This is a genomic window from Streptomyces sp. NPDC026673 (genome assembly GCF_040638135.1).
In the GTDB taxonomy this organism is placed as follows: Bacteria; Actinomycetota; Actinomycetes; order Streptomycetales; family Streptomycetaceae; genus Actinacidiphila.
The window spans coordinates 208,119-234,356 of record NZ_JBEZXR010000004.1 but is presented as its reverse complement, the minus strand read 5'-3'; the positions used below and the strand labels follow the sequence as shown (position 1 = coordinate 234,356).

At 75.1% G+C, this 26,238-nt stretch carries 6 protein-coding genes; 2 read left to right on the top strand and 4 right to left on the bottom strand.

Going from position 1 to position 26,238, the window contains the following annotated elements; all coding sequences use genetic code 11:
• Positions 1–176: 176 nt before the first annotated feature.
• From AB0F62_RS05370 to AB0F62_RS05355, 4 genes are all read right to left on the bottom strand, one after another.
• Positions 177–575, bottom strand: coding sequence for a tautomerase family protein (locus AB0F62_RS05370; RefSeq protein WP_361792397.1), 399 nt, complete (start codon positions 573–575; stop codon positions 177–179).
• A 354-nt stretch (positions 576–929) separates the two neighbouring features.
• Complete coding sequence (locus tag AB0F62_RS05365; RefSeq protein WP_361792395.1) at positions 930–1,775, bottom strand: ABC transporter ATP-binding protein; 846 nt, start codon at positions 1,773–1,775, stop codon at positions 930–932.
• A gap of 4 nt (positions 1,776–1,779) precedes the next feature.
• Positions 1,780–2,841: an iron chelate uptake ABC transporter family permease subunit gene (locus AB0F62_RS05360; protein WP_361792393.1), complete on the bottom strand. Its 1,062-nt coding sequence runs from the start codon at positions 2,839–2,841 to the stop codon at positions 1,780–1,782.
• A gap of 2 nt (positions 2,842–2,843) precedes the next feature.
• Positions 2,844–3,869, bottom strand: a complete 1,026-nt coding sequence (locus AB0F62_RS05355; protein ID WP_361792391.1) for an iron ABC transporter permease — start codon at positions 3,867–3,869, stop codon at positions 2,844–2,846.
• A gap of 210 nt (positions 3,870–4,079) precedes the next feature.
• On the opposite strand from AB0F62_RS05355, the gene AB0F62_RS05350 reads away from it, so the two are divergent.
• Both AB0F62_RS05350 and AB0F62_RS05345 read left to right on the top strand, forming a co-directional pair.
• On the top strand, positions 4,080–25,928 hold the full coding sequence (locus AB0F62_RS05350; protein WP_361792389.1) for a non-ribosomal peptide synthase/polyketide synthase: 21,849 nt from the start codon (positions 4,080–4,082) through the stop codon (positions 25,926–25,928).
• Positions 25,925–26,131 (top strand): MbtH family protein, encoded by a 207-nt coding sequence (locus AB0F62_RS05345; RefSeq protein ID WP_361792387.1) that lies wholly within the window; start codon positions 25,925–25,927, stop codon positions 26,129–26,131. Before AB0F62_RS05350 ends, AB0F62_RS05345 begins: the two co-directional genes overlap by 4 nt.
• Positions 26,132–26,238: the final 107 nt, after the last annotated feature.

The window sequence follows — 26,238 nt, the reverse complement described above, 5'->3', positions numbered from 1 at the left end:
AACCGCCGGAACGGTCCGGAGTACGCCTCGAACCCGCCGATGCCGACTCCGTGCCGCGGCCGGCGTGCTGTGGTGGCTGACGCCCCTGCCCGGGTGTCGTGTGCGGCACCGCCGGCCATCGTCCTCCGGGCGGAGACTCCGTCAGGAGCCGCCCGGGCGACGCGTCCGGCGGCCGGTCAGTCGGTCGCCGCCATCCAGTCGCCTTCGTCCCCCGGCTCGGGCAGGATGCGGCCACCCTCGGCGGCGAAGCGAGCGGGGCTGTCCTTGATGATCACGAGGATGCGCGACTCCGGGACGCCGGTCACCCTGCTGCCGGCGGCCGAGATGTCCTTGGCCAGCTGTGTCTTCTCCCTGTCCGCGTGGCCTGCCCGTGTGGTCGCCTCGATGAGAAGGGGACGTGAGGGAGCCGAATCCGTGAAGACGCTGCCTTCGGGCAGTTCGGCGAACGTCACGTGCACGAAGGAGGTGGGCGCCCCGGTGATCACCGAGTGGAGACGCGTGATCTCCGCCGCCAACTCGGCCTTCTGCTGTGCCGAGACGGTGTTCTGCGTGGTGACCACGTGGTAGACAGGCATGGACGGCTCCGATCCCCGTGCGTTCCCCGTATCAACACGGTAGGGCGCCCCCGCACGCCGCGCAGGTCGAAGGCGCTCCGCTTCCCGCGGTGGGGCTTCAGGGCGGCCGGGACGGTGGAGACGACCTCCGCGGACTCGGCCCGCACGGCCACCGGGGCCGCCCTCGACGGTCGTCCGGCTCCCGGTTCTCCTTCGGCCCCGGGCCGCGAGTGCGGTGGGCCCTCGCCCGCGGGTCCGGGCCGGGGTCGCGCTCGGCGACGAAGCCGAAGGCGCGTCGGCGCCTCCGCGGGCCCGGCGGAGGCCGGCTCCGTCACGACCGCGATTGTCCGGGGACCCGGTCCGTGCGCCGCGGCGTCACTCGGCGGCGACGGGGACCGCCTCGTGGTGCCGGCCCATGGGGATCACCAGGGGGGTGCCGCTGACCGGGTCGGTGGTGACCTGGCAGCGCAGATCGAAGACGTCCTCGACGGTCTCCGCGGTGATCACCTCGGTCGGTGTGCCCTCGGCGGCGATCCGTCCGGCCTTCATCGCGATGACGTGGTCGGCGTAGCGGCAGGCCTGGTTGAGGTCGTGCAGGACCATCACCACGGTGCGGTGCTCGCGGCGGTTGAGGTCGGTGACGAGGTCCAGGACGTCGATCTGGTGGGCGAGGTCCAGGTAGGTGGTCGGCTCGTCCAGCAGGAGCACCGGGGTGCCCTGGGCGACGGCCATGGCGATCCAGGCCCGCTGGCGCTGGCCGCCGGAGAGCTCGTCGACCGCGCGGTCGGCCAGCTCCGTCATGTCGGTCGCCGCCAGGGCCTCGTGGACGGCCAGTTCGTCGGCCTTGGACCACTGCCGCCACCAGGTCTGGTGGGGCGAGCGGCCGCGGCTGACGAGGTCGATGACGGTGAGGCCCTCGGGGGCGACCGGGGTCTGCGGGAGGATGCCCAGGCGTTGTGCGAGTTCCCGCGTGGGCAGCGAGCGCAGCGCGCGGCCGTCGAGCTCCACGACGCCCTGGCGGGGCGCGAGCAGCCGGGCGAGCGCGCGCAGCAGGGTGGACTTGCCGCAGGCGTTGGCGCCGACGATGGCGGTGATGCGGCCGGAGGGTATGACGAGGTCGAGGTCCTCGACGACCAGCCGGTTGTCGTAGGCCAGATGCAGGCCGCGCGCCCGCAGTTCGGGCCCTTCGGCGGGCTGGGGGGCGGAGTCGGTGGTCGCCATGGATTCAGCCTCCTGAGCCCGCGCGGTTGGCGCGGATGAGCAGCCAGAGCAGGACCGGCGCGCCGATGACGCCGGTGACGATCCCGACCGGGAGTTCCGTGCCGGGGATCGCTTCACGCGCGATGAGGTCGGAGCCCAGCACGACCAGGGCCCCGGTCAGCCCGGAGGTGAGCAGCGGCGGGTACGCCGTGCCCGCCATCCGCTGGGCGATCTGCGGGGCGGCCAGGGCCACGAAGGCGACCGGGCCGGCCGCGGCCGTGCCGAAGGCGATCAGCCCGACGCCGATCAGCAGCAGGGCGAGGCGTACCGGTTGTACCGGGGTGCCGAGCCCCGCGGCCACGTCGTCGCCGAGTTGCAGGGTGCGCATCCACCGGCCCATGCCGAGGGCGAGCGGCACGAGCACGACCATGGCGGCGGCGAGCATCGTCACCTGGTCCCAGGTGCGGCCGTTGAGGTTGCCGACCAGCCAGCCGAGGGCGGCCTGCGCCTCGAACCGCTCGCCGCGGGCGACGAGGTAGTCGGTGGCGCTGGTGCAGATCCAGGAGACGCCGATGCCGACCAGGATGATGCGGTAGCCGGTGGCGCCGCCCTTCCAGGCCAGTGCGTACACCAGGAGCGCGGTGACCAGCGCGCCGAGCAGCCCGAGGCCCTGGGTGCCCAGACCGCCGTCCCAGCCGAGCACGATGCCGGCGACCACGGCGGTGCCGGCGCCCTCGGTGAGGCCGATCATGTCGGGGCTGGCCAGCGGGTTGCGGGTCATCGTCTGGTACAGCGCGCCGGAGATGCCGAAGGCGATGCCGACGAGCAGCCCGGTGAGCGCGCGCGGCAGCCGCAACTCCCGGACGACCAGGACCGTTCCGGGGTCGCCGGCGCCGGTGAGGGCCTTGACGACGTCGGCGAGGCCGATCGGGTAGTCGCCGAGGGACACGCCCCAGCAGAAGAGCAGGAACACCCCGACGGTGAGGGCGGCGCAGAGCGCGACCAGCCGGGGCCGCAGCACACCCGAGACCGGCGGGGCCGCGAGCCGGTACGGCCGGCGGCCGCGGAGGGGGGCGAGGACGGTCACGCTCAGACCTCCGCGAGCTTGCGCCGGCGCACCAGGGCGATGAAGAACGGGCCGCCGATGAAGGCGACGAGGACGCCCGCCTGGATCTCGGTGGGCCGCGCGACGACCCGGCCGAGGATGTCCGCGGTGAGCAGCAGGCACGGCGCCAGCGCCGCCGACAGCGGCAGCAGCCAGCGGTGGTCGGGGCCGATGCCCGCGTACTGGGCGAGCACCCGGGCGACGTGCGGCACCACCAGGCCGAGGAAGACCACGGGGCCGATGACGGCGACCGAGGCCCCGGTCAGCAGCATGACCGCGAGGACGCCCTGCAGGCGTATCAGCCCGAGCCGCCGGCCGAGCGAGGCGGCCACGTCGTCGCCCAGGGCCAGGCTGTTGAGCGCCGGAGTGGTGGCGAGTGCCAGCAGCGCGCCGATCAGGAGGAACGGCAGGATGCTGCGGACGACGGCGCCGTCCTGGTCGGCGAGGGTGCCGGCGGACCAGAAGCGGTAGCGGTCCAGGGCGTCGGGATCGGTGAGGACGATCGCGTTGGTCAGGGAGAACAGCAGGAAGGTGACCGCGACTCCGGCCAGCGCGAGTTTCACCGGCGTCGCGCCGGAGCGTCCCATCCTGCCGAGCAGGAAGACCAGCACGCTGGTGGCGAGGGCGCCCGCGAATGCGAACCAGACGTAGCCGTGCAGCGACCCCAGCCCGAACAGGGCGATGGCGACGACGATCCCGAAGGACGCGCCCGCGCTGACGCCCAGGATGCCGGGGTCGGCGAGCGGGTTGCGGGTGAGGGCCTGCATGAGCGCGCCGGACAGGCCGAGCGCGGCGCCCGCGGTGAGCCCGAGGACGGTACGCGGGACGCGGACGGTCCAGACGATGTTGTCGACGAGATGGCTGGAGGGGTGTCCGAAGAGCGCCCGGACGACCTCGTCCGGGGGGATGTCCACGGCACCGAGCCCGATCGAGAGCAGACACAGACCGGTGAGCGCGGCGGCGAGCAGCATGACGAGCAGGGCTGGGCGCAGCCTTCTGCGCGCGGTCACCGGTCGGGCTCCACGGCCACCATCCTTAGGTTAGGCACACCTTAACCCTACCGCTGTGAGCTGTGCGCTTGCCGCCTCGAGGGTGGGGCTACCTAGTTAGGTAATGCTTACCTTAATATGGCGAACGGTCACGGCTCGGCCGAGTCGATTCCGCACGCCTGGGGAGGCACGGCACCTGTGTCGGGTTACGAAGAACTGACGGTTGAGGCAATGGAGTTCTGGCGTGGGCGGCTGATTCCGCTCGCACAGGAGACCGTTCTTCCGATCGACTTCCCCTATCCGCAACAACGGCCCGCGGAAGCGCTCCCAGTCCGCTCCCGCGCCCTGCCCGGCCGGGTTCCGGGGGAGGAGCGGCAACTCGCCGCCTACGTGGCCCTGCTGCACCACTACGGCAGCGGCGCCGCCGACATCGTCCTCGCCCACGACGGGCTGCCGCTGCGCGTCGCCGTCACCGCGGACACCACCTTCGGCGAGCTCACCGCGCGGGTGTCCGCCGCCAGGGAGCAGGCCCGGGCCCACCGGACCCCCGTTCCGGCCCTCGCCGCCGCACTGGGCGCCACGGCGACCCGCGGCGGCGGCCTGATCTGCAACACCGGACTCGCCGCGGGCGCCTGGGACGGCGGCCCGCTCGACCTGGACCTGCGGATCGCGGGGGGCGAGGTCCACGCCGCGTACCGCCCCGACCTGTTCGAGGCCGCGACCGTCGACCGCATCCTCGGCCACTACGCGACGCTGCTCGCGGACGCGACCGCGCACCCGGACCGCGCCGTCGCCGACCTGGAACTGCTGGACGGGCCGGAGCGCCGGCGTCTCCTCCACGAGTGGAACGACACCGCCCACGACGTGCCGCTCGCGACCTGGCCGGCGATGTTCGCCGAGCAGGTCCGCACCCGGCCCGACGAGACCGCCCTGGTCTTCGAGGACGTCCGCCTGACCTACGCCGAACTCGACGCCCGCGCCAACCGGCTGGCCCACGCCCTGATCGCCCGGGGCGCGGGTCCCGAGACGGTGGTCGCGCTGGCCGTGCCGCGCTCGGCGGAGCTCATCGTCGCCGAGGTCGCGGTGCTCAAGTCCGGCGCCGCCTATCTGCCGGTCGACACCGACTACCCCGCCGACCGGGTCGGCTACATGCTCCAGGACGCCGCGCCGGTCTGCCTCGTCACCACCTCCGAGGTGGCCGGCGACCTGCCGGGCGACGTCCCCGCCCTGCTGCTCGACGCCCCGGCGACCGCGGCCGAGCTGGCCGGGCTGCCCGGCCACGACCCCGACCTCGGCGGACGGCTGTCGGTGGCGAGCGCCGCCTACGTCATCTACACCTCCGGCTCCACCGGGCGGCCCAAGGGCGTCGTGCTCTCCCACGCCGGCGTCGCCAAGCTCGTGGCCACCCAGAGCGAGCGCTTCGGCATCGGCCCCCACAGCCGGGTGCTGCAGTTCGCCTCCCCGAGTTTCGACGTCGCCTTCTGGGACCTGTGCCTCGGCCTGCTCTCCGGCGGACGGCTGGTCGTCGTACCGTCCGAACGCCGCGTCCCCGGCCCGCCGCTGGCCGACTACGCCAACGCCCACGGCATCACCTTCATGATCCTTCCGCCCGCGCTGCTCGCCGCCATGCCCGACGACGTGCACCTGCCCGCGGAGGCCACGCTGCTGGCCGGCACCGAGCGCGTGTCGCCCGAACTCGTCGGCCGCTACGCGCGCGGCCGCATGATGTTCAACGCCTACGGCCCGACCGAGGCGACCACCAACTCCACGCTCGGCCTGTGCGATCCCGACATCCCGGCCGGCACCATCGTGCCCATCGGTGTGCCCGACCCGGGCACCCGCGCCTATGTCCTCGACGCCCGGCTGCGGCCGGTCCCGGCAGGTGTCGCGGGAGAGCTCTACCTCGGCGGCGCCGGACTGGCCCGCGGCTACCTCGGGCGGCCCGACCTGACGGCCGAGCGCTTCGTCGCCGACCCCTTCGGCGAGCCGGGGGAGCGGCTGTACCGCACCGGCGACCTGGTGCGCTGGAAGGCCGACGGGCGGCTGGAGTTCCTCGGCCGCGTCGACAGCCAGGTCAAGATCCGGGGCTTCCGCATCGAGCCCGGCGAGATCGAGTCCGTGCTGCGCTCCCACCCCGCCGTCGCCCAGGCCGCCGTCGTCGTCCGCGAGGACCGGCCCGGCGACCGGCGCCTGGCCGCCTACGTCGTGCCGTCCCTGGACGGCGACGCCGAGGTCGCCGAGTGGAAGGACCTGCACGAACTCCTGTACTCCGCCGCCGGCTCCGAGGGCTTCCAGGAGAACTTCGCCGGCTGGAACAGCATGTACGACGGGCTGCCCATCCCGCTCGCCGACATGCGCGAGTGGCGGACGGCCACCGTCGAGCGCATCGCCGCGCTCGCGCCGCGCCGCGTCCTGGAGATCGGCGTCGGCAGCGGCCTGCTCCTGTCCCGCCTGGCCCCCGACTGCGAGGCGTACTGGGGCACCGACGTCTCCGAGGAGGCCGTCGCCGCGCTGCGCGCCCAGATCCGCGACGTACCGGAACTCGCCGGGCGCGTCGAGCTGTCGGCCCGCCCCGCGCACGACACCACCGGACTGCCCGAGGGCCACTTCGACGTCGTCGTCGTCAACTCCGTCGCCCAGTACTTCCCCGGCGCGGACTACCTGGAGGACGTGCTCCGCAAGGCCGCCGCGCTGCTCGCCCCCGGCGGTGCGATCTTCGTCGGCGACGTGCGCAACCTGAGGCTGCTGCGCACCCTGCGCGCCGCCGTGGAGAGCCGCCGCGGTGCCGGCGACGACACCGACGACAAGGAGGCGCTGCGCGCCGCCGTCGACCGGTCGGTGGCATGGGAGGGCGAACTCCTCGTCGACCCCGACTGGTTCGCGGGCCTCGACGGTCTCGCCGCCGAGGTGCGGATCAAGCGCGGCGTCCACCACAACGAGCTGACCCGCTACCGCTACGACGTCGTGCTCCGCCCGGCACACGCCACGGCGGTCCCGGACGCGGGTGACGAGGTCGCCTGGGCCGCGCTCGGCGGCCTGGACGACCTGGACGCCCGGCTCGCCGCGCGGCCGGAGCGGCTGCGCGTCACCGCCGTGCCCAACGCGCGCCTCGCCGAGGACCTCGACGCCCTCGCCGTCCTCGACGACAGCAGCCGCCCCGGCACCGGCGGCGCCGACGGCGTCGATCCCGAATCGCTGCACGAACTCGCCGCGCGGCACGGCCTGTCCGCCGCCCTGACCTGGACCGGCGACGCCGACGACGGCAGCCTCGACGCCGTCTTCACTCCCCAGGGCACCGACCCGGGTCCCCTGTACCGGACCGGCGGCGGCCGCCCGCTCGCCAACCGGCCCGCCCCCTTCCGGGACGTCTCGGCGCTGATGCGGACGCTGCGCGCGCACGCCGCCGAGTTCCTGCCCGAATACATGGTCCCCGCGGCCCTGGTGCCGCTGGACCGCCTCCCGGTCACGCCGAGCGGCAAGCTCGACGGCGCCGCCCTCCCCGTCCCCGACTACGCCGCGCTCAGCTCGGGCCGCGTCCCGCGCGACGCCCGCGAGGAACTGCTGTGCGCCCTGTACGCGCGGGCCCTCGGCGTGCGATCGGTCACGATCGACGACGACTTCTTCGCTCTGGGCGGCGACAGCATCGTGGCGATCCGGCTGCTCGTGCTCGCCCGCGAGGCGGGGCTGCGGCTCACCCCCCGGGACGTCTTCCGGCACCGTACGGTCGAGGCGCTCGCGCGCGTCGCCCAGGACACCGCCGAAGACGGCGACGACAGCGCCGCGGAGCGGGACACGCCCCTGGTGCCGCTGACGGAGACCGAACTCGCCGTCCTGCGCGGCGACCTCACCGTCGAGGAGGTGCTGCCGCTCGGACCGCTCCAGGAGGGCTTCTTCTTCCACGCCCTCGTCGACGGCGCCGACCACGACGCCTACGTCGTCCAGCAGGCCGTCGAGCTCTCGGGCCCCGTGGACGGCGCCGCGCTGTGCCGCGCCGCGGAGCGCCTCCTGGCGCGGCACGCGCCGCTGCGCGCCTGCTTCCGTCAGCTCGCCGACGGGCGGCCGGTCCAGGTCGTCCCGGACGGTGCGGTGCTGCCGTGGCGCGAGGTGGATCTGTCCGCGCAGGAGGACGGCGTGCGCCGCGGCCTCGCGGACGCCGTCGCCGCCGACGAGCGGGCCCGCCCCTTCGACCTGTCCCGGCCGCCGCTGCTGCGGTGCGCCCTCGTCCGCCTCGGCGACGGCCGCAGCCGACTGCTGCTGACGTTCCACCACATCATCGCGGACGGCTGGTCGCTGCCGGTCCTGCACCGCGAGTTGATGGCCCTGTACGCGGACGACCCGGCGCCGCTGCCCGAGGTGCCCGCGTACCGGAACTACCTGCGCCGTGTCGCCGCCGCCGACCGGGACGCCGCCCGCGCCGCCTGGCGTACCGCGCTTGCCGGGCTGGAAGGCCCGACCCGCCTGGTGGAGGCGCCCGCGGACGGCGGCCCGGTCGAGCCCGCGCAGATCCGCGTGGAGCTCTCCGAGCGGGTCACGGCCCGCCTCGCGGCCCGCGCCCGCGAACTCGGCGTCACCCTCGGCACCGTCGTGCAGGGCGCCTGGGGCCTGCTGCTGGGCCGGCTGACCGGACAGCAGGACGTCGTCTTCGGCACCACCGTGTCGGGACGCGACGTCGCCGTGGACGGCATCGCCTCCATGGTCGGCCTGTTCATCAACACCCTCCCGACCCGGCTGCTCTGGGATCCCTCCGTCAGCCTCGGCACGCTGCTGCGCCGTCTGCAGGACGAGCAGAGCGCCCTGCTGGACCACCAGCACCTCGGGCTCGCGGACGTGCAGAAGGCCGCCGGGCACGCGGGCGGCGGCGAACTCTTCGACACCCTCGTCGTCTTCGAGAACTACCCCGCCGAGACCGGCCTCGCCGACCCCTCGGGCGCCGTGCGCGTCACCGGCCACGCCTTCCACGACACCGTCCACTATCCGCTCGCGCTCATCGTGAAGCCCGGCCGCCGTATGGACCTGCGGCTCAAGCACCACGCGCGCAGGATCGACGCCGACGCCGTCCGCGCCGTCGCCGCACGCCTCACGCTGCTGCTGGAGGCCGTGGCCGACGACCCCGGCCGCCCCGTGGCCTCCGTCGACCTGCTCACCCCGCGCGAGCACGACACCGCCCACCTCGAAGGCGCCGTCCGCGACGTCCCGGTCACCACGCTGCCCGCCGCCATCGCGGAGCAGGCCGCCCGTACCCCCGGCGCCACCGCCGTCGTGTACGGCGACACCACCCTCACGTACGCCGAACTCGACGCGCGCGCCGAGGCGCTGGCCGCGCGGCTGCGCGCCCGCGGCGCCGGGCCCGAGCGCTTCGTCGCCGTCGCCGTCCCGCGTTCCGCGGAGCTGATGGTGGCGCTGCTCGGCGTCCTCAAGTCCGGCGCTGCCTACCTCCCCGTCGACCTGGACTACCCGGCCGACCGCGTCGCCTACATGCTCGGCGACTCCGGTGCGGCCACCGTCGTCACCACGGCGGCCGACGCCGCGCGGCTGCCCGCCGTCGAGGGCCTGACGCCGCTGCTGGTCGACGCCCCCGCCGAGGACGGCACGGAGACCCTCGCGGGCGACGCGGCCGGGCCCGACGACCCGGCGTATCTGATCTACACCTCCGGCTCCACCGGCCGCCCCAAGGGCGTCGTCGTCACCCACCGGGCCATCGTCAACCGCCTCGCGTGGACGCAGGGCGAGTACGGGCTGACGGCCGACGACCGCGTCCTGCAGAAGACCCCGTCGAGCTTCGACGTCAGCGTGTGGGAGTTCTTCTGGCCGCTGTGGGAGGGCGCCGCCGTCGTCCTCGCCCGGCCCGACGGGCACCGCGACCCGGCCTACCTCGCCGGGCTCGTCCGCGACCAGCGGATCACCACCATGCACTTCGTGCCCTCCATGCTGGAGGCGTTCCTCAGCACGCCGGAGGTGACCACCGACGCGTCGTGGGCGGCGAGCCTGCGCCGCGTGCTGAGCAGCGGCGAGGCCCTGCCGGGCGGTGCCGCCGCGCGCTGGACGGCGCTCACCGGAGTGCCGCTGCACAACCTGTACGGGCCCACCGAGGCCGCCGTCGACGTCACCCACCACGCCTTCGACGGCGCCCCGGACACCACCGTGCCCATCGGGCGCCCCGTGTGGAACACCGGACTGCGGGTGTTGGACGCCTGCCTGCGCCCGGTCCCGGAGGGCGTGCCCGGCGAGCTCTACCTGACCGGTGTGCAGCTCGCCCGCGGCTACCACGGCCGCTCCGCGCTCACCGCCGAGCGCTTCGTCGCGGACCCGTACGGAGCCCCCGGCGAGCGGATGTACCGCACCGGCGACCTCGTGCGCCGCTGGGCGGACCAGACGGTGGAGTACCTGGGCCGCACCGACCGCCAGGTCAAGCTGCGCGGCAACCGCATCGAACCCGGCGAGACCGAGGCCGCGCTCGTACGGCTCCCGGACGTCGCCCAGGCCGCGGTGACGGTGCGCGAGCAGCGCCTCGTCGCGTACGTCGTCCCCGCGCGCGGCTCCCGACCGGACGCCGCCGCCCTGCGCGCCGCCGTGGCCGAGCTGCTGCCCGCGCCTCTGGTCCCGGACGCCTTCGTCGTGCTGGACGCGCTGCCGCTGACCCCCAGCGGCAAGCTCGACCGCGCCGCGCTGCCCGCTCCCGAGGCCGAACGCGCCGCCGCCCGCGCCCCGCGCACCGACCGCGAGCGGACGCTGACGGAGGTCTTCGCGGCCGTCCTCGGCCTGCCCGACGCCGGCCCCGACGACGACTTCTTCCTCCTCGGCGGCGACAGCATCAGCTCCATCGGCGTGGCCAGCCGCGCCCGCGCCGCCGGTCTCGAACTGACCCCGCGCGACGTCTTCGAGCACCGCACCCCCGCCGCCCTCGCCCTGGCCGCCCGCACCGGCGCCGCCACCGCGGACCGCACCGGGCCCGTCCGCCCCGAGCTGACGCCCGAGGAGACCGAGCGCGTCCACCGCACCGCCGGGGGAGCGGTCGCCGAGATCTGGCCCCTCGCCCCGCTCCAGGAAGGCCTGTTCTTCCACTCCGCCTACGACGACGGCGCCCTGGACGTCTACACCGTCCACGAGACCTTCGACTTCGCCGAGCGCCTGGACGAGGACCGGCTGCGCGCCGCCGCCCGCACCCTGCTCACCCGCAACCCCGGGCTGCGCGCCGGGTTCACCAGCGACGGGCTGCGCCAGCCGGTGCAGTTCATCGTCGCCGAGCCCGAGGTGCCGCTCGAGACCGTCGACCTGTCCGGCCTGCCCGCCGCCGAGCAGGAGGCGCGGCTGCGCGCCCTGATGGACGAGGAGCGCACCCGCCGCTTCGACCTGTCCGCGCCGCCCCTGTTCCGCATGCTGCTCGTACGCCGCGGCGCGGAGCTCGGCGACCGCCTCGTCATCGGCCGCCACCTGATCCTGTGGGACGGCTGGTCCGCCTGGCTCTTCCTCGACCAGCTCTTCGCCCTCTACGCGACCGGCGGCGACGACGCCGGCCTGGCGCGCCCCGGCTCCTACGGCGACTACCTGGCCTGGCTCGGCACCCAGGACGACACCGCCGCGACCGCCGCCTGGCGCGCCGCCCTGGCGGGCCTGGAGGAGCCCACCCTGCTCGTCCCGGCCGTCGCCGACGCGGGCCTGGAACCCGTCATCCCCGAGCAGCTGGACGCGCTGCTCACGGCGCAGCTGGGCGACACGCTGCGCGAGCGGGCCCGCGCCCACGGCCTCACCCTCAACACGGTGCTCAACGCCGCCTGGGGCCTGACCCTGGCCTCGGCGACCGGCCGCACCGACGTGGTGTTCGGCACCACCGTCGCGGGCCGCCCGACCGAGGTGCCGGACGTGGAGAACGTCATCGGCATGTTCCTCAACACGGTGCCGGCCCGTGTCGCCCTCGACCCGGCGGAGCCCGTCCTCGACCTGCTGCGGCGGATCCAGGGCGAGCGGCTGGAGCTCATGCCGTACGAGTACCTGGGCCTCGGCGTGCTGCAGGCCGAGACCGGCCACCGGCGGCTGTTCGACACCCTCTTCGTGCTGCGCAACAACGACACCGAGGACCGGCTGGAGCGGCTGCGCGCCGAGCACGGCGCCACCGCCGTCGCCAACGTCGACGCCACGCACTACCCCGTCAACCTGATCGTGACGCCGGGGCAGCGCGTCCTGGTCACCCTCGCGCACCGCCCCGACGTCGTCCCGCACGCCGCCGCCCGCGCGCTGCTGGACCGCTTCACCCTGCTGCTGGAGCGCATGGCGGCGGACCTGACGGCGCCCGTCGGCCGTCTCGACCCGCTGCTGCCCGCCGAACACGCCGCCCTGGAGCGGGAGTGGGCCGGCAGCCGCGTGCCGGAGCCCACCGAGACCATCGCCGACCTCCTGGCGGCGCAGGCCGGCCGCACCCCGGACGCCACCGCCCTCGTCTTCGGCGAGCGCACCCTCACCTACGCCGAACTCGACGCCGCCGTGAACCGCACGGCCCGGCTGCTGCTCGCCCGCGGCGCGGGCCCGGAGAAGGTCGTCGCGCTGGGCCTGCCGCGCTCCGCCGAGATGGTCGTGGCCCTCTTCGCCGTGCTGCGCACCGGCGCCGCCTACCTGCCGCTGGAGCTGGACCACCCCGCCGACCGGCTCTCCCTGATGCTGGAGGACGCCCGGCCGCTGCTGCTCCTGACGAACGCCGCCGTCTCGGCCACCCTGGACGCCGGCACCCCGCGCGTCCTCCTCGACGACCCGGCCGTCGCCGCCGAGCTGGCGGAGCTGTCCGACGCCCCCGTCGTGGCGAGCTTCAGCCTGGAGCACCCCGCCTACGTCATCTACACCTCCGGCTCCACCGGCCGCCCCAAGGGCGTCGTCACCCCCTACCGGGGCCTGACGAACATGCAGCTCAACCACCAGAAGGAGATCTTCGAACCGGCGATCGCGGCGGCCGGCGGGCGGCGCCTGCGCGTGGCGCACACCGTCTCCTTCGCCTTCGACATGTCGTGGGAGGAGCTGCTGTGGCTCGTCGAGGGCCACGAGGTGCACGTCTGCGACGAGGAACTGCGGCGTGACGCCCACGCCCTGACCGCCTACTGCGAGCGGCACCGCATCGACGTCGTCAACGTCACCCCGACCTACGCCCGGCTGCTCATCGAGGAGGGGCTGCTCGAAGGGCACGTCCCGCCGCTGGTGCTGCTCGGCGGCGAGGCCGTCCCCGAGACGGTCTGGACGCGGCTGCGCGACACCGAGGGGACCTACGGCTACAACCTGTACGGCCCGACCGAGTACACCATCAACACCCTCGGCGGCGGCACCCACGACAGCGCCACGCCCACCGTCGGCCGCCCGATCCGCGGCACCCGCGCCCACATCCTCGACGCCTGGCTGCGCCCGGTGCCGGACGGCGTCCCCGGCGAGCTGTACATCGCGGGCATCGGCCTGGCCCGCGGCTACCTCGACCGGCCGGGCCTGACGGCGGAGCGGTTCGTCGCCGACCCCTTCGGCGAGCCCGGCGAGCGGATGTACCGCACCGGCGACCTGGTGCGGCGCAATGCCGATGGGAATCTGGACTTCCTCGGGCGCACCGACGACCAGGTCAAGATCCGCGGCTACCGCGTCGAGCCCGGCGAGATCGAGACCGCCCTCAGCCGCCACCCGCGCGTCTCCCAGGCCGCCGTCGTCGTCCGCGACGACCGGCTGATCGGCTACGTCGTCCCGGCCCCCGCCGACGCCGCCGAGCGCGAGTCCACCGAGCGCGCCCAGGTCGGCGAGTGGCAGGAGATCTACTCCGACGAGTACGAGGAGATCTCCACCGCCGTCTTCACCGAGGAGTACGCGGGCTGGGACAGCTCCTACGACGGGCAGCCCATCCCCTTCGACGACATGCACGAATGGCGCGAGGCCACCCTCGCCCGCATCCGCGAACTGCGCCCGCGCCGCATCCTGGAGATCGGCGTCGGCTCCGGCCTGCTGCTGTCCCGGCTGGCCCCGGACGCCGAGGCGTACTGGGCGACCGACTTCGCCGCCCCCGTCATCCGCAAGATCGGCGAGGAGCTGCGGCGCGACCCGGAGCTCGCCGCCAAGGTGGAGCTGCGCTGCCGCCCCGCCGACGACCTGGAGGGCCTGCCCACCGGGTACTTCGACACGGTCGTCATCAACTCCGTCATCCAGTACTTCCCGAGCGTGGCCTACCTGGAGTCGGTCGTGCGCGGCGCCATGGAGCTGCTCGCCCCCGGCGGCGCGCTCTTCGTCGGCGACGTCCGCAACCTGCGGCTCGCCCGCACCTTCCACTCCGAGATCCAGCGCGCCCGCGGCACGGGCGGTGCGGAGTTTGAGCGGGCCGTGGAGCGCGGCCTGCGCCTGGAGAAGGAACTCCTGGTCGACCCGGACTTCTTCGCGAGCCTCGGCTACGGCCTCGACCTGCGCACCAAGCGCGGGCGTCACCACAACGAGCTGTCCCGGCACCGCTACGACGCCGTGCTCCACCGCGGCGAGCCCTCGCTCAGGCTGGGCGACGAGGCCGCGGCCGCGTGGACACCCGGTCTGCCCGGGCGGCTGCGCGAGGAGCGGCCGGAGCGGCTGCGCGTCACCGCGATCCCCGACGGCCGCGTCACCCCGGACGGCGTGGACCCCGAGACCCTGCACGACCTCGGGGCCGGGCTCGGCTACCGCGTGCTCACGACGTGGGGCGCGGAAGCCGGCACCTATGAGGCGGTGTTCGTCCCCGCCGGGACCGCCGGCACCGCCGGCATCACCGCCGGGCTCTACCGTCCGGGCGGCGGCACCGCCCCGTACGCCAACGACCCGGCGGCGGGCCGCGACGCGAGCGCCCTGGTCCGCGTACTGCGCGAGGACCTGAAGCGCGAGCTGCCCGAGTACATGGTCCCTGCGGCCTTCGTGACCCTCGACCGGCTGCCGATGAACGCCAACGGCAAGCTCGACGTGCGGGCGCTGCCCGACGCCGAGCCCGCCGTGGCCCTCGGCGGCGGACGCGGACCGCGCACCCCGCAGGAAGAGGTGCTGTGCCGCCTCTTCGCCGAGGTGCTGGGCCTGCCGACGGTGGGCGCGGAGGACAACTTCTTCGACCTGGGCGGCCACTCGCTGCTCGCCACCCGGCTGGTCAGCCGGGCCCGCACCGAGCTGGGTGCCGAACTCGCCATCCGCGACCTCTTCGAGGCCCCGACACCCGCGCAGCTCGCGGGCCGCGCGGACGCCGGGCGGCCCGCCCGCCCCGCGCTCACCGCGGTGGCCGAACGGCCCGGGCGCGTCCCGCTCTCCGCCGCGCAGCGCCGTCTGTGGCTGGTGGAACGTCTGACCGGCGGCGGCGCCGCCTATAACTTCCCGCTCGTCTTCCGGCTGCGCGGCGCCCTGGACACGGACGCCCTGCGCCTGGCCCTGTGCGACGTCGCGGACCGGCACGAGGCGCTGCGCACCCTCGTCGGCGAGCAGGACGGCGAGCCGTACCAGCGGATCGTCGCCGCCGAGGAGGCGCGGCCGGAGTTCACCGTCACGGGTTGCGCCGAGGCGGACCTCGCCGGGCTGATCGAGGCGGCCCAACGCCGTCCCTTCGACCTGTCGACGGAACTGCCGCTGCGCTGCGAGGTGTTCGCGGTCGCGCCCGACGACCACGTGGTGGCCGTCGTGCTGCACCACATCACCACCGACGAGTGGTCCGACCGCCCCTTCATGGCCGATCTGACCGCCGCCTACACCGCCCGCGCCGCGGGCTCCGCCCCGGCCCGGCAGCCGCTGCCCGTCCAGTACGCGGACTACACCCTCTGGCAGGAGCGGCTCCTCGGCGCGGTCGGCGACGCGCAGCTCGGCTACTGGACGGAGCGGCTGCGCGACCTGCCCGAGGAGCTGGCGCTGCCGCTGGACCGGCCGCGCCCCGCCTCGCCCACCGGCGCCGGGGCGATCGTCCGCGGCGAGGTCCCGGTGGACCTCGGCCGGGAGCTGCGGGAGCTGTCCACCGCGACCGGCACCAGCATGTTCATGCTGTTCCAGGCCGCCACCGCCGCTCTGCTGCACCGCCTCGGCGCGGGCGAGGACGTGCCGCTCGGTGCGCCCATCGCGGGCCGCACCGACAGCGGCCTGGACGACCTCGTCGGCTTCTTCGTCAACACCCTCGTGCTGCGCACCGACCTGTCCGGCGACACACTGACGTTCCGTCAGCTGCTGGGTCGGGTGCGTGAGTCCGCCCTGGCGGCGTTCGAGCACCAGGACCTGCCCTTCGACCGGGTCGTGGAGGCGGTGAACCCGCCGCGCGCGGCGGGCCGCAACCCGCTGTTCCAGGTGATGCTGGGCTACCACCACCGCCCGGACGGCGACCCCGACGTCCTCGGGCTGCCCACCGAGTGGTTCGACATGGACACCGGCACGGCCAAGTTCGACCTGGACTTCACCTTCGTCGACCACGGCGAGGCGCACCCGCTGGCGCTGCTCCTGGAGTACGCCACCGACCTCGCCGACGAGGGCACCGCCGCGCTGCTCGTCGAGCGATTGGTGACGCTGCTGCGGCAGGCCGCCGCCGATCCCGACCTCCCGCTGGCGGAGTTCGACCTGCTGACGCCCGCCGAGCGCGCGGCCGTCACCGGCGTGTGGAACGACACCGCGCGGTACCCCGCGGAGACCCGGGCGGTGCCCGAGATCCTCGCCGACACCGTCCGGGCCCACCCGCTGCGGACGGCGCTGGTCACCGCCGAAGGCGCGCTGACCTTCGCCGAACTGGGCGCCCGCGTCCACACCATCGCCGCCCTGCTGCGCGGCCACGGCGCGGCCGAGGGGACCGTCGTGGGCCTCGCGCTGCCGCGGCACGCCATGGTCCCCGCGATCCTCGGCGTGCTCGCCTCCGGCGCCGGCTACCTGCCGCTCGACCCCGCCCTGCCCACCGACCGGCTGGAGTTCATGCTCCGCGACGCAGGCCCGGTCTGCCTGCTGACCACCGCAGAGCTCGCCGAACGCCTCCCGGTCGCACCGGGCGTCACGCGGCTGCTGCTCGACGGCACGCTGCCCGACGGTCCTTCGCCCGAAGCCGAGTTCGCTCGCCCCGCCGGGTACCCGGCCCTGGGCGCGGCCTACACCATTTACACCTCCGGTTCCACCGGCACCCCCAAGGGCGTCGTCGGCACCCATCAGGGCCTGTCCAACCTCTACGGCGCGCACCTGCGAGACATGATCGAACCGGCGGTCCGCGCCACCGGCCGCGAGGCGCTGAAGGCCGCGCACACCGCCTCGTTCAGCTTCGACGGGTCGTGGGACCCGCTGCTGTGGCTGCTGGCGGGCCACGAACTCCACGTCGTGGACGAGGCCACGATGCTCGACCCGGCCGGTCTGCCGGCGCACCTGGCCGAGCAGGCCGTGGACTACGCCGACTTCACCCCGACCTACCTGGGCGAGCTGATGCACCACGGCTTCCTCGCCCCCGGCGGCTACGCGCCCGCCGTCCTCACCGTGGGCGGCGAGGCCACCCCGGCCGCGCTGTGGCGACGGCTCACCGCGCTTCCCGGCACGGTCGTCCACGACCTGTACGGGCCGACGGAATGCGCCGTCGACGCCTACGGCTGGCACGGCGGCCCCCCGGAGTGGGCGGCGCCGCTCGACAACATCCGCGTCCACGTCCTGGACGCACGGCTGCGCCCCGTCCCGGTCGGCGTGCCCGGCGAGCTGTACCTCGCCGGTGCGGGTCTGGCCCGCGGCTACCTCGGCCGCCCCGGCCTGACCGCCGAGCGCTTCGTGGCCGACCCCTTCGGGGAGCCGGGCGAGCGCATGTACCGCACCGGTGACGTGGTGCGCCGCCGCGGGGGAGGCACCCTGGAGTTCCTGGGCCGCGCCGACGACCAGGTCAAGATCCGCGGCTTCCGCGTCGAGCTCGGCGAGATCGAGTCCGTCCTCACCGCCGATCGCGGCGTGTCGGCGGCCGCCGTCGTCGTCCGGGAGGACACCCCGGGCGTGCCGCGCCTGGTCGCCTACGTGGTGACCGCCACCGGCCACGAGCCCGACCCCGCCGCCCTGCGCGCCCGTGTCGCCGCCGCGCTGCCCGAGCACATGGTGCCCGCGGCGTTCGTCGCCCTCGCGGCCCTGCCGCGTACCGTCAACGGCAAGCTGGACCGGGCCGCGCTGCCCGCGCCCGACCTGTCCGCCGCGGTCGGCGGCCGCCTGCCCCGCACCCCGCGCGAGGAGCTGCTGGCCGAGCAGTTCGCCGCCGTGCTGGGCCTGGAGCGGGTCGGCATCGACGACGACTTCTTCGTGCTCGGCGGCCACTCGCTGCTCGCGATGCGTCTGATCAGCCGTGTCCGTACCGCGCTCGGCGCCGAGGTGACGCTGCGCGCCGTCTTCGACGCGCCCACCGTCGCCGGTCTCGCCGCCCTGCTGGACGGCGGGAGCGCGGTGGAGCGCCCGCCGCTGGTCGCCGGCCGTGCCCTGCCCGAGCGGCTGCCGCTCTCCTCGGCCCAGCACCGGCTGTGGCTGCTGCACCAGGTCGACGCCGACGACCCCTCGTACAACCTCCCGGCCGCCTGGCGCCTGACCGGCGCCCTGGACCGCGCCGCGCTGGAGGCGGCGCTGAACGACCTCGTCACCCGCCACACCACCTTGCGCACGGTCTTCCCGGCCGTTGAGGGCGTGCCCCACCAGCACGTCCTGGCGCCGGAGCAGGCGCGCGTGACGCTCGGCACCGCCGCCCGGGAGGAGCTGCCCGGGATCGCCGCCCGCCCGTTCGACCTGGAACGCGAACTCCCGCTGCGCGCCGTCCTGGCCGCGGCCGGGCCGGACGAGCACGTGCTGCTGCTCGTGCTGCACCACATCGCCACCGACGAGTGGTCCGACCGGGCCCTGCTCGCCGACCTCGGCACCGCCTACGCCGCGCGCACCGCGGGCCGTGCCCCCGACTGGGCGCCGCTGCCCGTGGGTTACACCGACTACACGCTCTGGCAGCGCGAGCTGCTGGAGCACTCGGGCGACGACCTGCTCGCGTACTGGACCGAGACCCTGCGGGGCCTGCCCGAGGAGCTGGCGCTGCCCACCGACCGGCCGCGCCCCCAGGAGCCCTCGCACACCGGCGGCACCGTCGGCTTCACGGTGCGGCCCGAGCTGGAACGCGCCCTGCGCGCGCTCGCCCGCCGCGAGGGCGCCAGCATGTTCATGGTCTCCCAGGCCGCCGTCGCCGCGCTGCTCCACCGGCTCGGCGCGGGCGACGACATCCCGCTCGGCGCGCCCGTCTCCGGCCGTGCCGACGAGCGCCTCGAGGACCTGGTCGGCTTCTTCGTCAACTCCCTCGTGCTGCGCACCGACCTGTCCGGCGACCCCGGCTTCGCGGAGCTGCTGCGCCGGGTCCGGGCGACCGACCTGGCCGCGTACGAGCACCAGGACCTGCCCTTCGAGCGGCTGGTCGAGGCCCTCAACCCGGGCCGCTCCCTCGCGCGCCACCCGCTGTTCCAGGTCATGGTCGTCCACCTCGCCGAGCGCGGCGGCACGCCCGTGCTGCGGGGCCTCACGGCGAGCCCGGAGCCGGTCGGCCAGGACACCGCCAAGTTCGACCTCAGCTTCGACTTCGTCGAGCAGGGCGAGGGCAACGGCATCCAGGGCTGGATCGAGTACAGCGCCGACCTCTTCGACCGGCCGACCGCCGAACTCCTGGCCCGCCGCATGGAGCGGCTGCTGGAGCAGGCCGCCGCCGAACCCGGGCGGCCGGTCGGCCGGCTCGAGGTGCTGGACGACGAGGAGCGCGCCCGGGTCCTGGGGGAGTGGAACGCCACCGGTCACGCCGTGCCCGCCCTCACCCTCCCCGAGCTGTTCCGCGCCCAGGCGGCGGCCACCCCGTCCGCGACCGCCCTCATGGTCGAGGGCGACGCCGTCGGCTACGCCGAACTGGACGCCCGCGTCGAACGCCTCGCCCACGTCCTCGCGGGCGCGGGCGTCGGCCCGGAGTCCACGGTGGCCGTCGCGCTGCCGCGCTCGGCGGCCCTGGTCGTCACCCTGCTCGCCGTGCACCGCGCGGGCGGCGCCTATCTGCCGCTCGACACCGACTACCCGGCGGAACGGCTGGCGTTCATGCTCGCCGACGCCCGCCCGGTCTGCGTGGTGACCGCCGACGGCGTCGCGCTGCCGGACACCGAAGCGCCGCGCCTGCTGGTCGACGCCGACGGCGTACCCGCTGCGGAGGCCGCCACCGGGCCGCTCCCGCTCGCGTACGACCCGCGCCACCCGGCATACGTCATCTACACCTCCGGCTCGACCGGCCGCCCCAAGGGCGTCGTCGTGCCCCAGGAGGGCATCGTCAACCGCCTGCTGTGGATGCAGGACGCCTACGGCCTGACCCCCGACGACAACGTCCTGCAGAAGACGCCGTCGAGTTTCGACGTCTCCGTCTGGGAGTTCTTCTGGCCGCTGATCACCGGCGCGACGCTCGTCGTGGCGCGCCCCGAGGGCCACAAGGACCCGGCCTACCTCGCCGGGCTGATCCAGGGCGGCGGCGTCACCACGGCGCACTTCGTGCCGTCGATGCTGCGCGCCTTCCTCGACGAACCGGCGGCGGCCGGCTGCACCGGCCTGCGCCGCGTGATGTGCAGCGGCGAGGCGCTTCCCGCCCCGCTCGCCGCCCGGTTCCACCAGGTGCTGGGCGCGAGCGAGCTGCACAACCTGTACGGCCCCACGGAGGCGTCCGTCGACGTCACCGCCCACCAGGTGACCCCCGGCGCGGACGCCGTGCCGATCGGCCGCCCGGTGTGGAACACCCGCACCTATGTGCTGGACGGCTCACTGCGCCCGGTCCCCGCCGGCGTGCCCGGGGAGCTGTACCTCGCCGGTGTCCAGCTGGCACGCGGCTACCTCGGCCGTCCCGGCCTGACGGGCGAGCGGTTCGTCGCCGACCCGTACGGGGAGCCCGGCGCCCGTATGTACCGCACCGGCGACCTGGCCCGCTGGACCCGCGACGGCGAACTGGAGTACCTGGGCCGCGTCGACGACCAGGTCAAGCTGCGCGGATTCCGCGTCGAACCGGGTGAGATCGAGGGAGTGCTGACCCGGCATCCCGCGGTCGCAGCGGCCACCGTCCTGCTGCGCGACGAGCGCCTGGTGGCGTACGTCGTCCCCGCCGCCGGACCGGACGCCGACACCGCGGCCCTGCGCGCCCACGCCGCGGCCGCGCTCCCGGAGCACATGGTGCCCGCCGCGTTCGTCGTCCTGGACGCCCTCCCGCTCACGCCCAACGGCAAGCTCGACCGCGCCGCGCTGCCCGCGCCCGACTTCGCCGCCGAGGTCGGCACGGCCGAGCCGCGCACCCCGCGCGAGGCGCGGATGTGCGCCCTGGTCGCCGACGTCCTCGGGCTCGAACGCGTCGGCCCGGACGACGACTTCTTCCGCCTCGGCGGTGACAGCATCGTCGCGATGCAGCTCGTCGTCCGGGTCCGTGCCGCCGGTCTGACGATCACCCCCCGCGACGTCTTCCGCCACAAGACCCCCGCGGGTCTGGCCGCCGTCGCGGTGGACACCGTCCGCCCGGACACGGCGGACGAGGCCGCGCTGCTGCCGGACCTCACGGACGCCGAGCGCGCCGAACTCGGGGGCACCGGCGCGGCGGAGCTGCTGCCGCTCTCCCCGCTCCAGGCCGGACTGCTCTTCCACGCCTCGTTCGACTCCGGCGACCAGGGCCCGGACGTCTACACCGTCCAGGTGTCGTACGACATCGAGGGCCCGGTCGACGCCGAGCGCCTGCGCGCCGCCGGGCAGGCCCTGCTCGACCGGCACGAAAGCCTGCGCGCGGGCTTCCGCTACCTCGCCTCCGGCCGGCCGGTGGCCGTCGTGCCGCGCTCGGTGCCGCTGCCGTGGCGGCACGTCGACCTCACGACCGCCGCCGACCGCGACGGGGAGTGGGAGCGCCTGCTGCTGCAGGAACGCCGCCGGTTCGACCCCGCCGAACCGCCGCTGCTGCGGCTGCTGCTGGCCCGTACGGACGACGGCGGCCACCGCCTCGTCCTGTCGCATCAGCACCTGCTGCTCGACGGCTGGTCGGTGCCCCGGCTGATGGCGGAACTGACCGCCCTGTACGACGGGACCACCCCGCCCGCCGGCGCGCCCTACCGCGACTACCTGCGCTGGCTCGCCGCCCAGGACCAGGCGGCCTCCGCGGCCGCGTGGGCCGAGGCCCTGGACGGACTGGAGGAGCCCACCCACCTGGTGCCCGCCGACGCCAACCGGGCGCCGGTCGTGCCGCGCACCCACACCGTCGAGGCCGGCGAGGAGCTGACGGAGGCGCTCGGCGCACTCGCCCGCCGCCGCGGGCTGACCGTCAACACCCTTGTGCAGGCCGCCTGGTCGGTCGTGCTGTCCCGGCTCACCGGCCGCGACGACGTGGTGTTCGGCGCGACGGTCGCGGGCCGGCCGCCGGAGCTGGACGGTGTGGAGTCGATGATCGGCCTGTTCATCAACACCGTGCCCGTCCGGGTCCGGCTGAACGAGCGGGAGCCGGTCGGCGCCTTCCTGGACCGGCTCCAGGACGAGCAGTCCCGTCTGCTGCCGCACCAGCACCTCGGCCTGGCCGACATCCAGCGCGGCGCCGGGCTCGGCGACCTCTTCGACACGCTGATGGTGTTCGAGTCCTACCCGGTCGCGGACGACAGCGACGACGCGGGTCTGCGTCTGTCGGTGCGCGAGCACGAGGACTCCACGCACTACCCGTTCGCCTGGGCCGTCGAGCCCGACGACCGCCTGCGCCTGACGGCCGAGTTCCGCCCGGACCTGTTCACCCCGGCCGCCGCCGGGCGCATCGCCTCGGCGATGCTCTCCGTCCTGGAGGCGATGGCCGCCCACCCGGACACCGCCGTCGGCCGCATCGACATCCTCGGCGACGCCGACCGGCGCCTGCTGCTGGAGACCTGGAACGACACGGCCCTGCTCCCGCGGGCCGGCGACGCCACCGTCCCCGCCCTCTTCGCGGCGCAGGCCGTCGCGTCCCCGGACGCGGTCGCCGTCACCGACACCTCCGTGACGTGGACCTTCGCGGAACTCGCCGCCCGCACCGACCGGCTGGCCCGCGTGCTGGCCGGCGCGGGCGCGGGCCCCGAAGGGATCGTGGCGCTGGCGCTGCCGCGCACCGCCGACCACATCACGGCGATCCTCGCCGTCATGACGGCGGGCGCCGCCTACCTGCCGATCGACCCCGACCTGCCCGCCGACCGTGTGCTCGACATGCTCACCGACGCGGCGCCGCGGCTGATCCTCACCACCCGGGAACTCGCCGCGTCCCTGCCGGACACCGACGTCCCGGTGCTGCACCTGGACGCCCTCGACGGGCTGCCCGAGGCGGCGCCGCAGGCACCGGCGCCCGACCACCCCGCGTACGTCATCTACACCTCGGGCTCGACGGGCCGCCCCAAGGGCGTCGTCGTCACCCAGCGCAGCCTCGCCAACCTCTTCCACAGCCACCGCCACGACCTCCACGACCGCGCCAAGGAGCTGACCGGCCGCCGTCACCTGCGCGTCGGGCACGCCTGGTCGTTCTCCTTCGACGCCTCCTGGCAGCCGCAGCTGTGGCTGCTCGACGGGCACGCGCTGCACATCGTCGACGACGAGACGCGCCGCGACGCGGAACTGCTCGCCGCCCTCATCCGCGCCGAGGGGCTGGACTTCATCGAGGTCACCCCGTCCCTGCTCGCCCAGATGGCCGACGCCGGACTGATCCGCGACGGCCACTGCCCGCTGGCGGTGGTCGGCGTCGGCGGCGAGGCCGTGCCGGACGCCCTCTGGTCGCGCCTCGCGGCCCTGGAGAGCACCGAGGCCTTCAACCTGTACGGGCCCACCGAGGCCACCGTCGACGCCCTCGTCGGACGGGTCGCCGACAGCGACCGCCCCGTCGTCGGCCGCGCGGTGCGGGGCACGCGGGCCTACGTCCTGGACGGCTCGCTGCGCATGGTCCCGCCCGGCGTCACCGGAGAGCTGTACCTGTCCGGCGCCGGACTCGCCCGCGGCTACCTCGGCCGCCCCGACCTGACGGCGGAGCGGTTCGTCGCCGACCCGTACGGGCCGCCCGGCGCCCGGATGTACCGCACCGGCGACCTCGCCCGGTGGACCGAGGAGGGGCAGCTGGAGTACTCCGGCCGCTCCGACGACCAGGTCAAGATCCGCGGCTACCGGGTCGAGCTCGCCGAGGTCGAGACCGCCCTCGCCGCCCACGACACGGTGGCCCAGGTCGTCGTCGCCGCCCGCGAGGACCGGCCCCGCGTACGGCAGCTCGTCGGCTACGTCGTCCCCGCCGAGGGCCGCACCGCCGACCCCGCCGCCCTGCGCGCCCACGTGGCGGCGACCCTGCCGGAGTACATGGTCCCGGCCGCCGTGGTCGTCCTGGAGCGGCTGCCGTTGCTGTCCAACGGCAAGCTGGACCGCAAGGCGCTGCCCGCCCCCGACTTCACCGCGGGCACGGGCGGCCGCAGGCCCGGCAACGACACCGAACGCACCCTGTGCGGCCTCGTCGCCGAGGTGCTGGGACTGCCCGCCGAGGCCGTCGGCACCGACGACGACTTCTTCGCCCTCGGCGGCGACAGCATCGTGGCGATGCAGTTCGTCAGCCGGGCCCGCGCGGCAGGGCTGCGGATCACCCCGCGCCAGGTGTTCCAGCACCGCGACGTGGCCTCGCTCGCCGAGGTCGCCGTCCCGCTCGCGGGCGACGACCTGGTCCGCACCCACGACGACGGCACCGGCCTCGTCCCGCTCACCCCGATCATGCACGCCCTGCGCGAGCGCGGCGGCCCGATCTGGGGCTACCACCAGGCCGCCCTGCTGCGGACCCCGGCCGGCATGGACGAGGACGGTCTGCTCGCGGTGCTGCGCGCCGTCGCCGACCGGCACGACATGCTCCGCGCCCGTCTGGAGCGCACCCGCACCGAGCCCTGCCACAAGGGCGACAGCGGCGAGCAGTGGGCGCTGCGCGTGCCCGCCCCGGGAACCGTCGACGTGGCATCCTGGCTCGTCCGCGCCGATGTCTCCGGCGCGGACGACACGGCGCTGCGGCAGACGATCGCCGCCCGCGCGGCCACCGCGCGCGCCGGACTCGACCCGGACAACGGCGCCATGGTGCGCGCGGTGTGGTTCGACGCGGGGCCGGGCGGGCCCGGCCGGCTGCTGCTGCTCCTGCACCACCTCGTCGTCGACGGCGTGACCTGGCGCATCCTGCTCCCGGACCTGGAGACCGCCTGGGCGGCCGTCGCGGCGGGCCGCGCACCGGAACTCCCCCCGGTGGACGTCTCCTTCCGCCGCTGGTCCGAACTGCTCACCGCCCGCGCGCAGGACCCCTCCCGCGAGGACGAACTGCCCCGCTGGACGTCGGTCCTCGCGGACGGCGCCGGCCTGCCCCTGTCCCGGCCGCTCGACACGGCACGCGACACGGTGGAGAGCACCCGCTATCTGTCACTGACCCTGCCCGCCGAGGTCACCGAACCCCTGCTGGGCCGGGTGCCCGCCGCGTACGGGGCGAGCGTCAACGACGTGCTGCTGACGGCCTTCGCCCAGGCAGTCGCCGACTGGCGGACCCGGGTGCTCGGCGCGGAGCCGGGCAGCGCGGTCCTGGTCGACCTCGAAGGACACGGCCGCGAGGAGGAACTGGCCGGCAACGCCGACCTGTCCCGCACCGTCGGCTGGTTCACCAGCGTCGTCCCGGTCCGCCTCGACCCGGGCCCCGAGGGCAGCGACCCCGAGGACGCCGTCGCCCGCGTGCGCGAGCACCTGACGGCCCTGCCCACGGCGGGCGTCGGGCACGGCCTGCTGCGCCACCTCAACCCGGTGACGGGTCCCGAGCTGGCGAGGCTGGGCGAACCGCAGATCGAGTTCAACTACATGGGCCGCTTCGACGTCCCCGAGGCCGCCGACTGGTCGTACGCCGAGGAGGGCGACGCCGCCGACCTCGACGCCGACCCCGGGATGCCCATGTCCCACGCCCTCACCCTCAACGCCCTCACCGAGGACCGCCCCGGCGGCCCCGAGCTGAGCGCCCACTGGGCCTACGCCGGCGAACTCCTCACCGAGGAGGCCGTCCGGGATCTGGCGCAGACCTGGTTCCGGGCCCTTGAGGCCCTGGTCACACGGAAGGAATCCACCCGATGAGCAGCAACCCCTTCGAGAACCCCGACGGCGTCTACTCCGTTCTGGTCAACGCCGAGGGCCAGCACAGCCTGTGGCCGGACTTCGTCGACGTCCCGGCCGGCTGGACGGTCGCCCACGGCCCGGCCGCCCGCCAGGAGTGCCTCGAGTTCATCGAGAGCAACTGGACGGACCTGCGCCCGAAGAGCCTCGTCGAGGGCCGGTAACCCGGAAGGCACGGCGACAGAGCGAGAGGGGGCCGCCCTGTGGGCGGCCCCCTCTCGTACCTCCACGCACCGCGTAGGGGAGACGACCTGCCCACCTCCCCGTGATG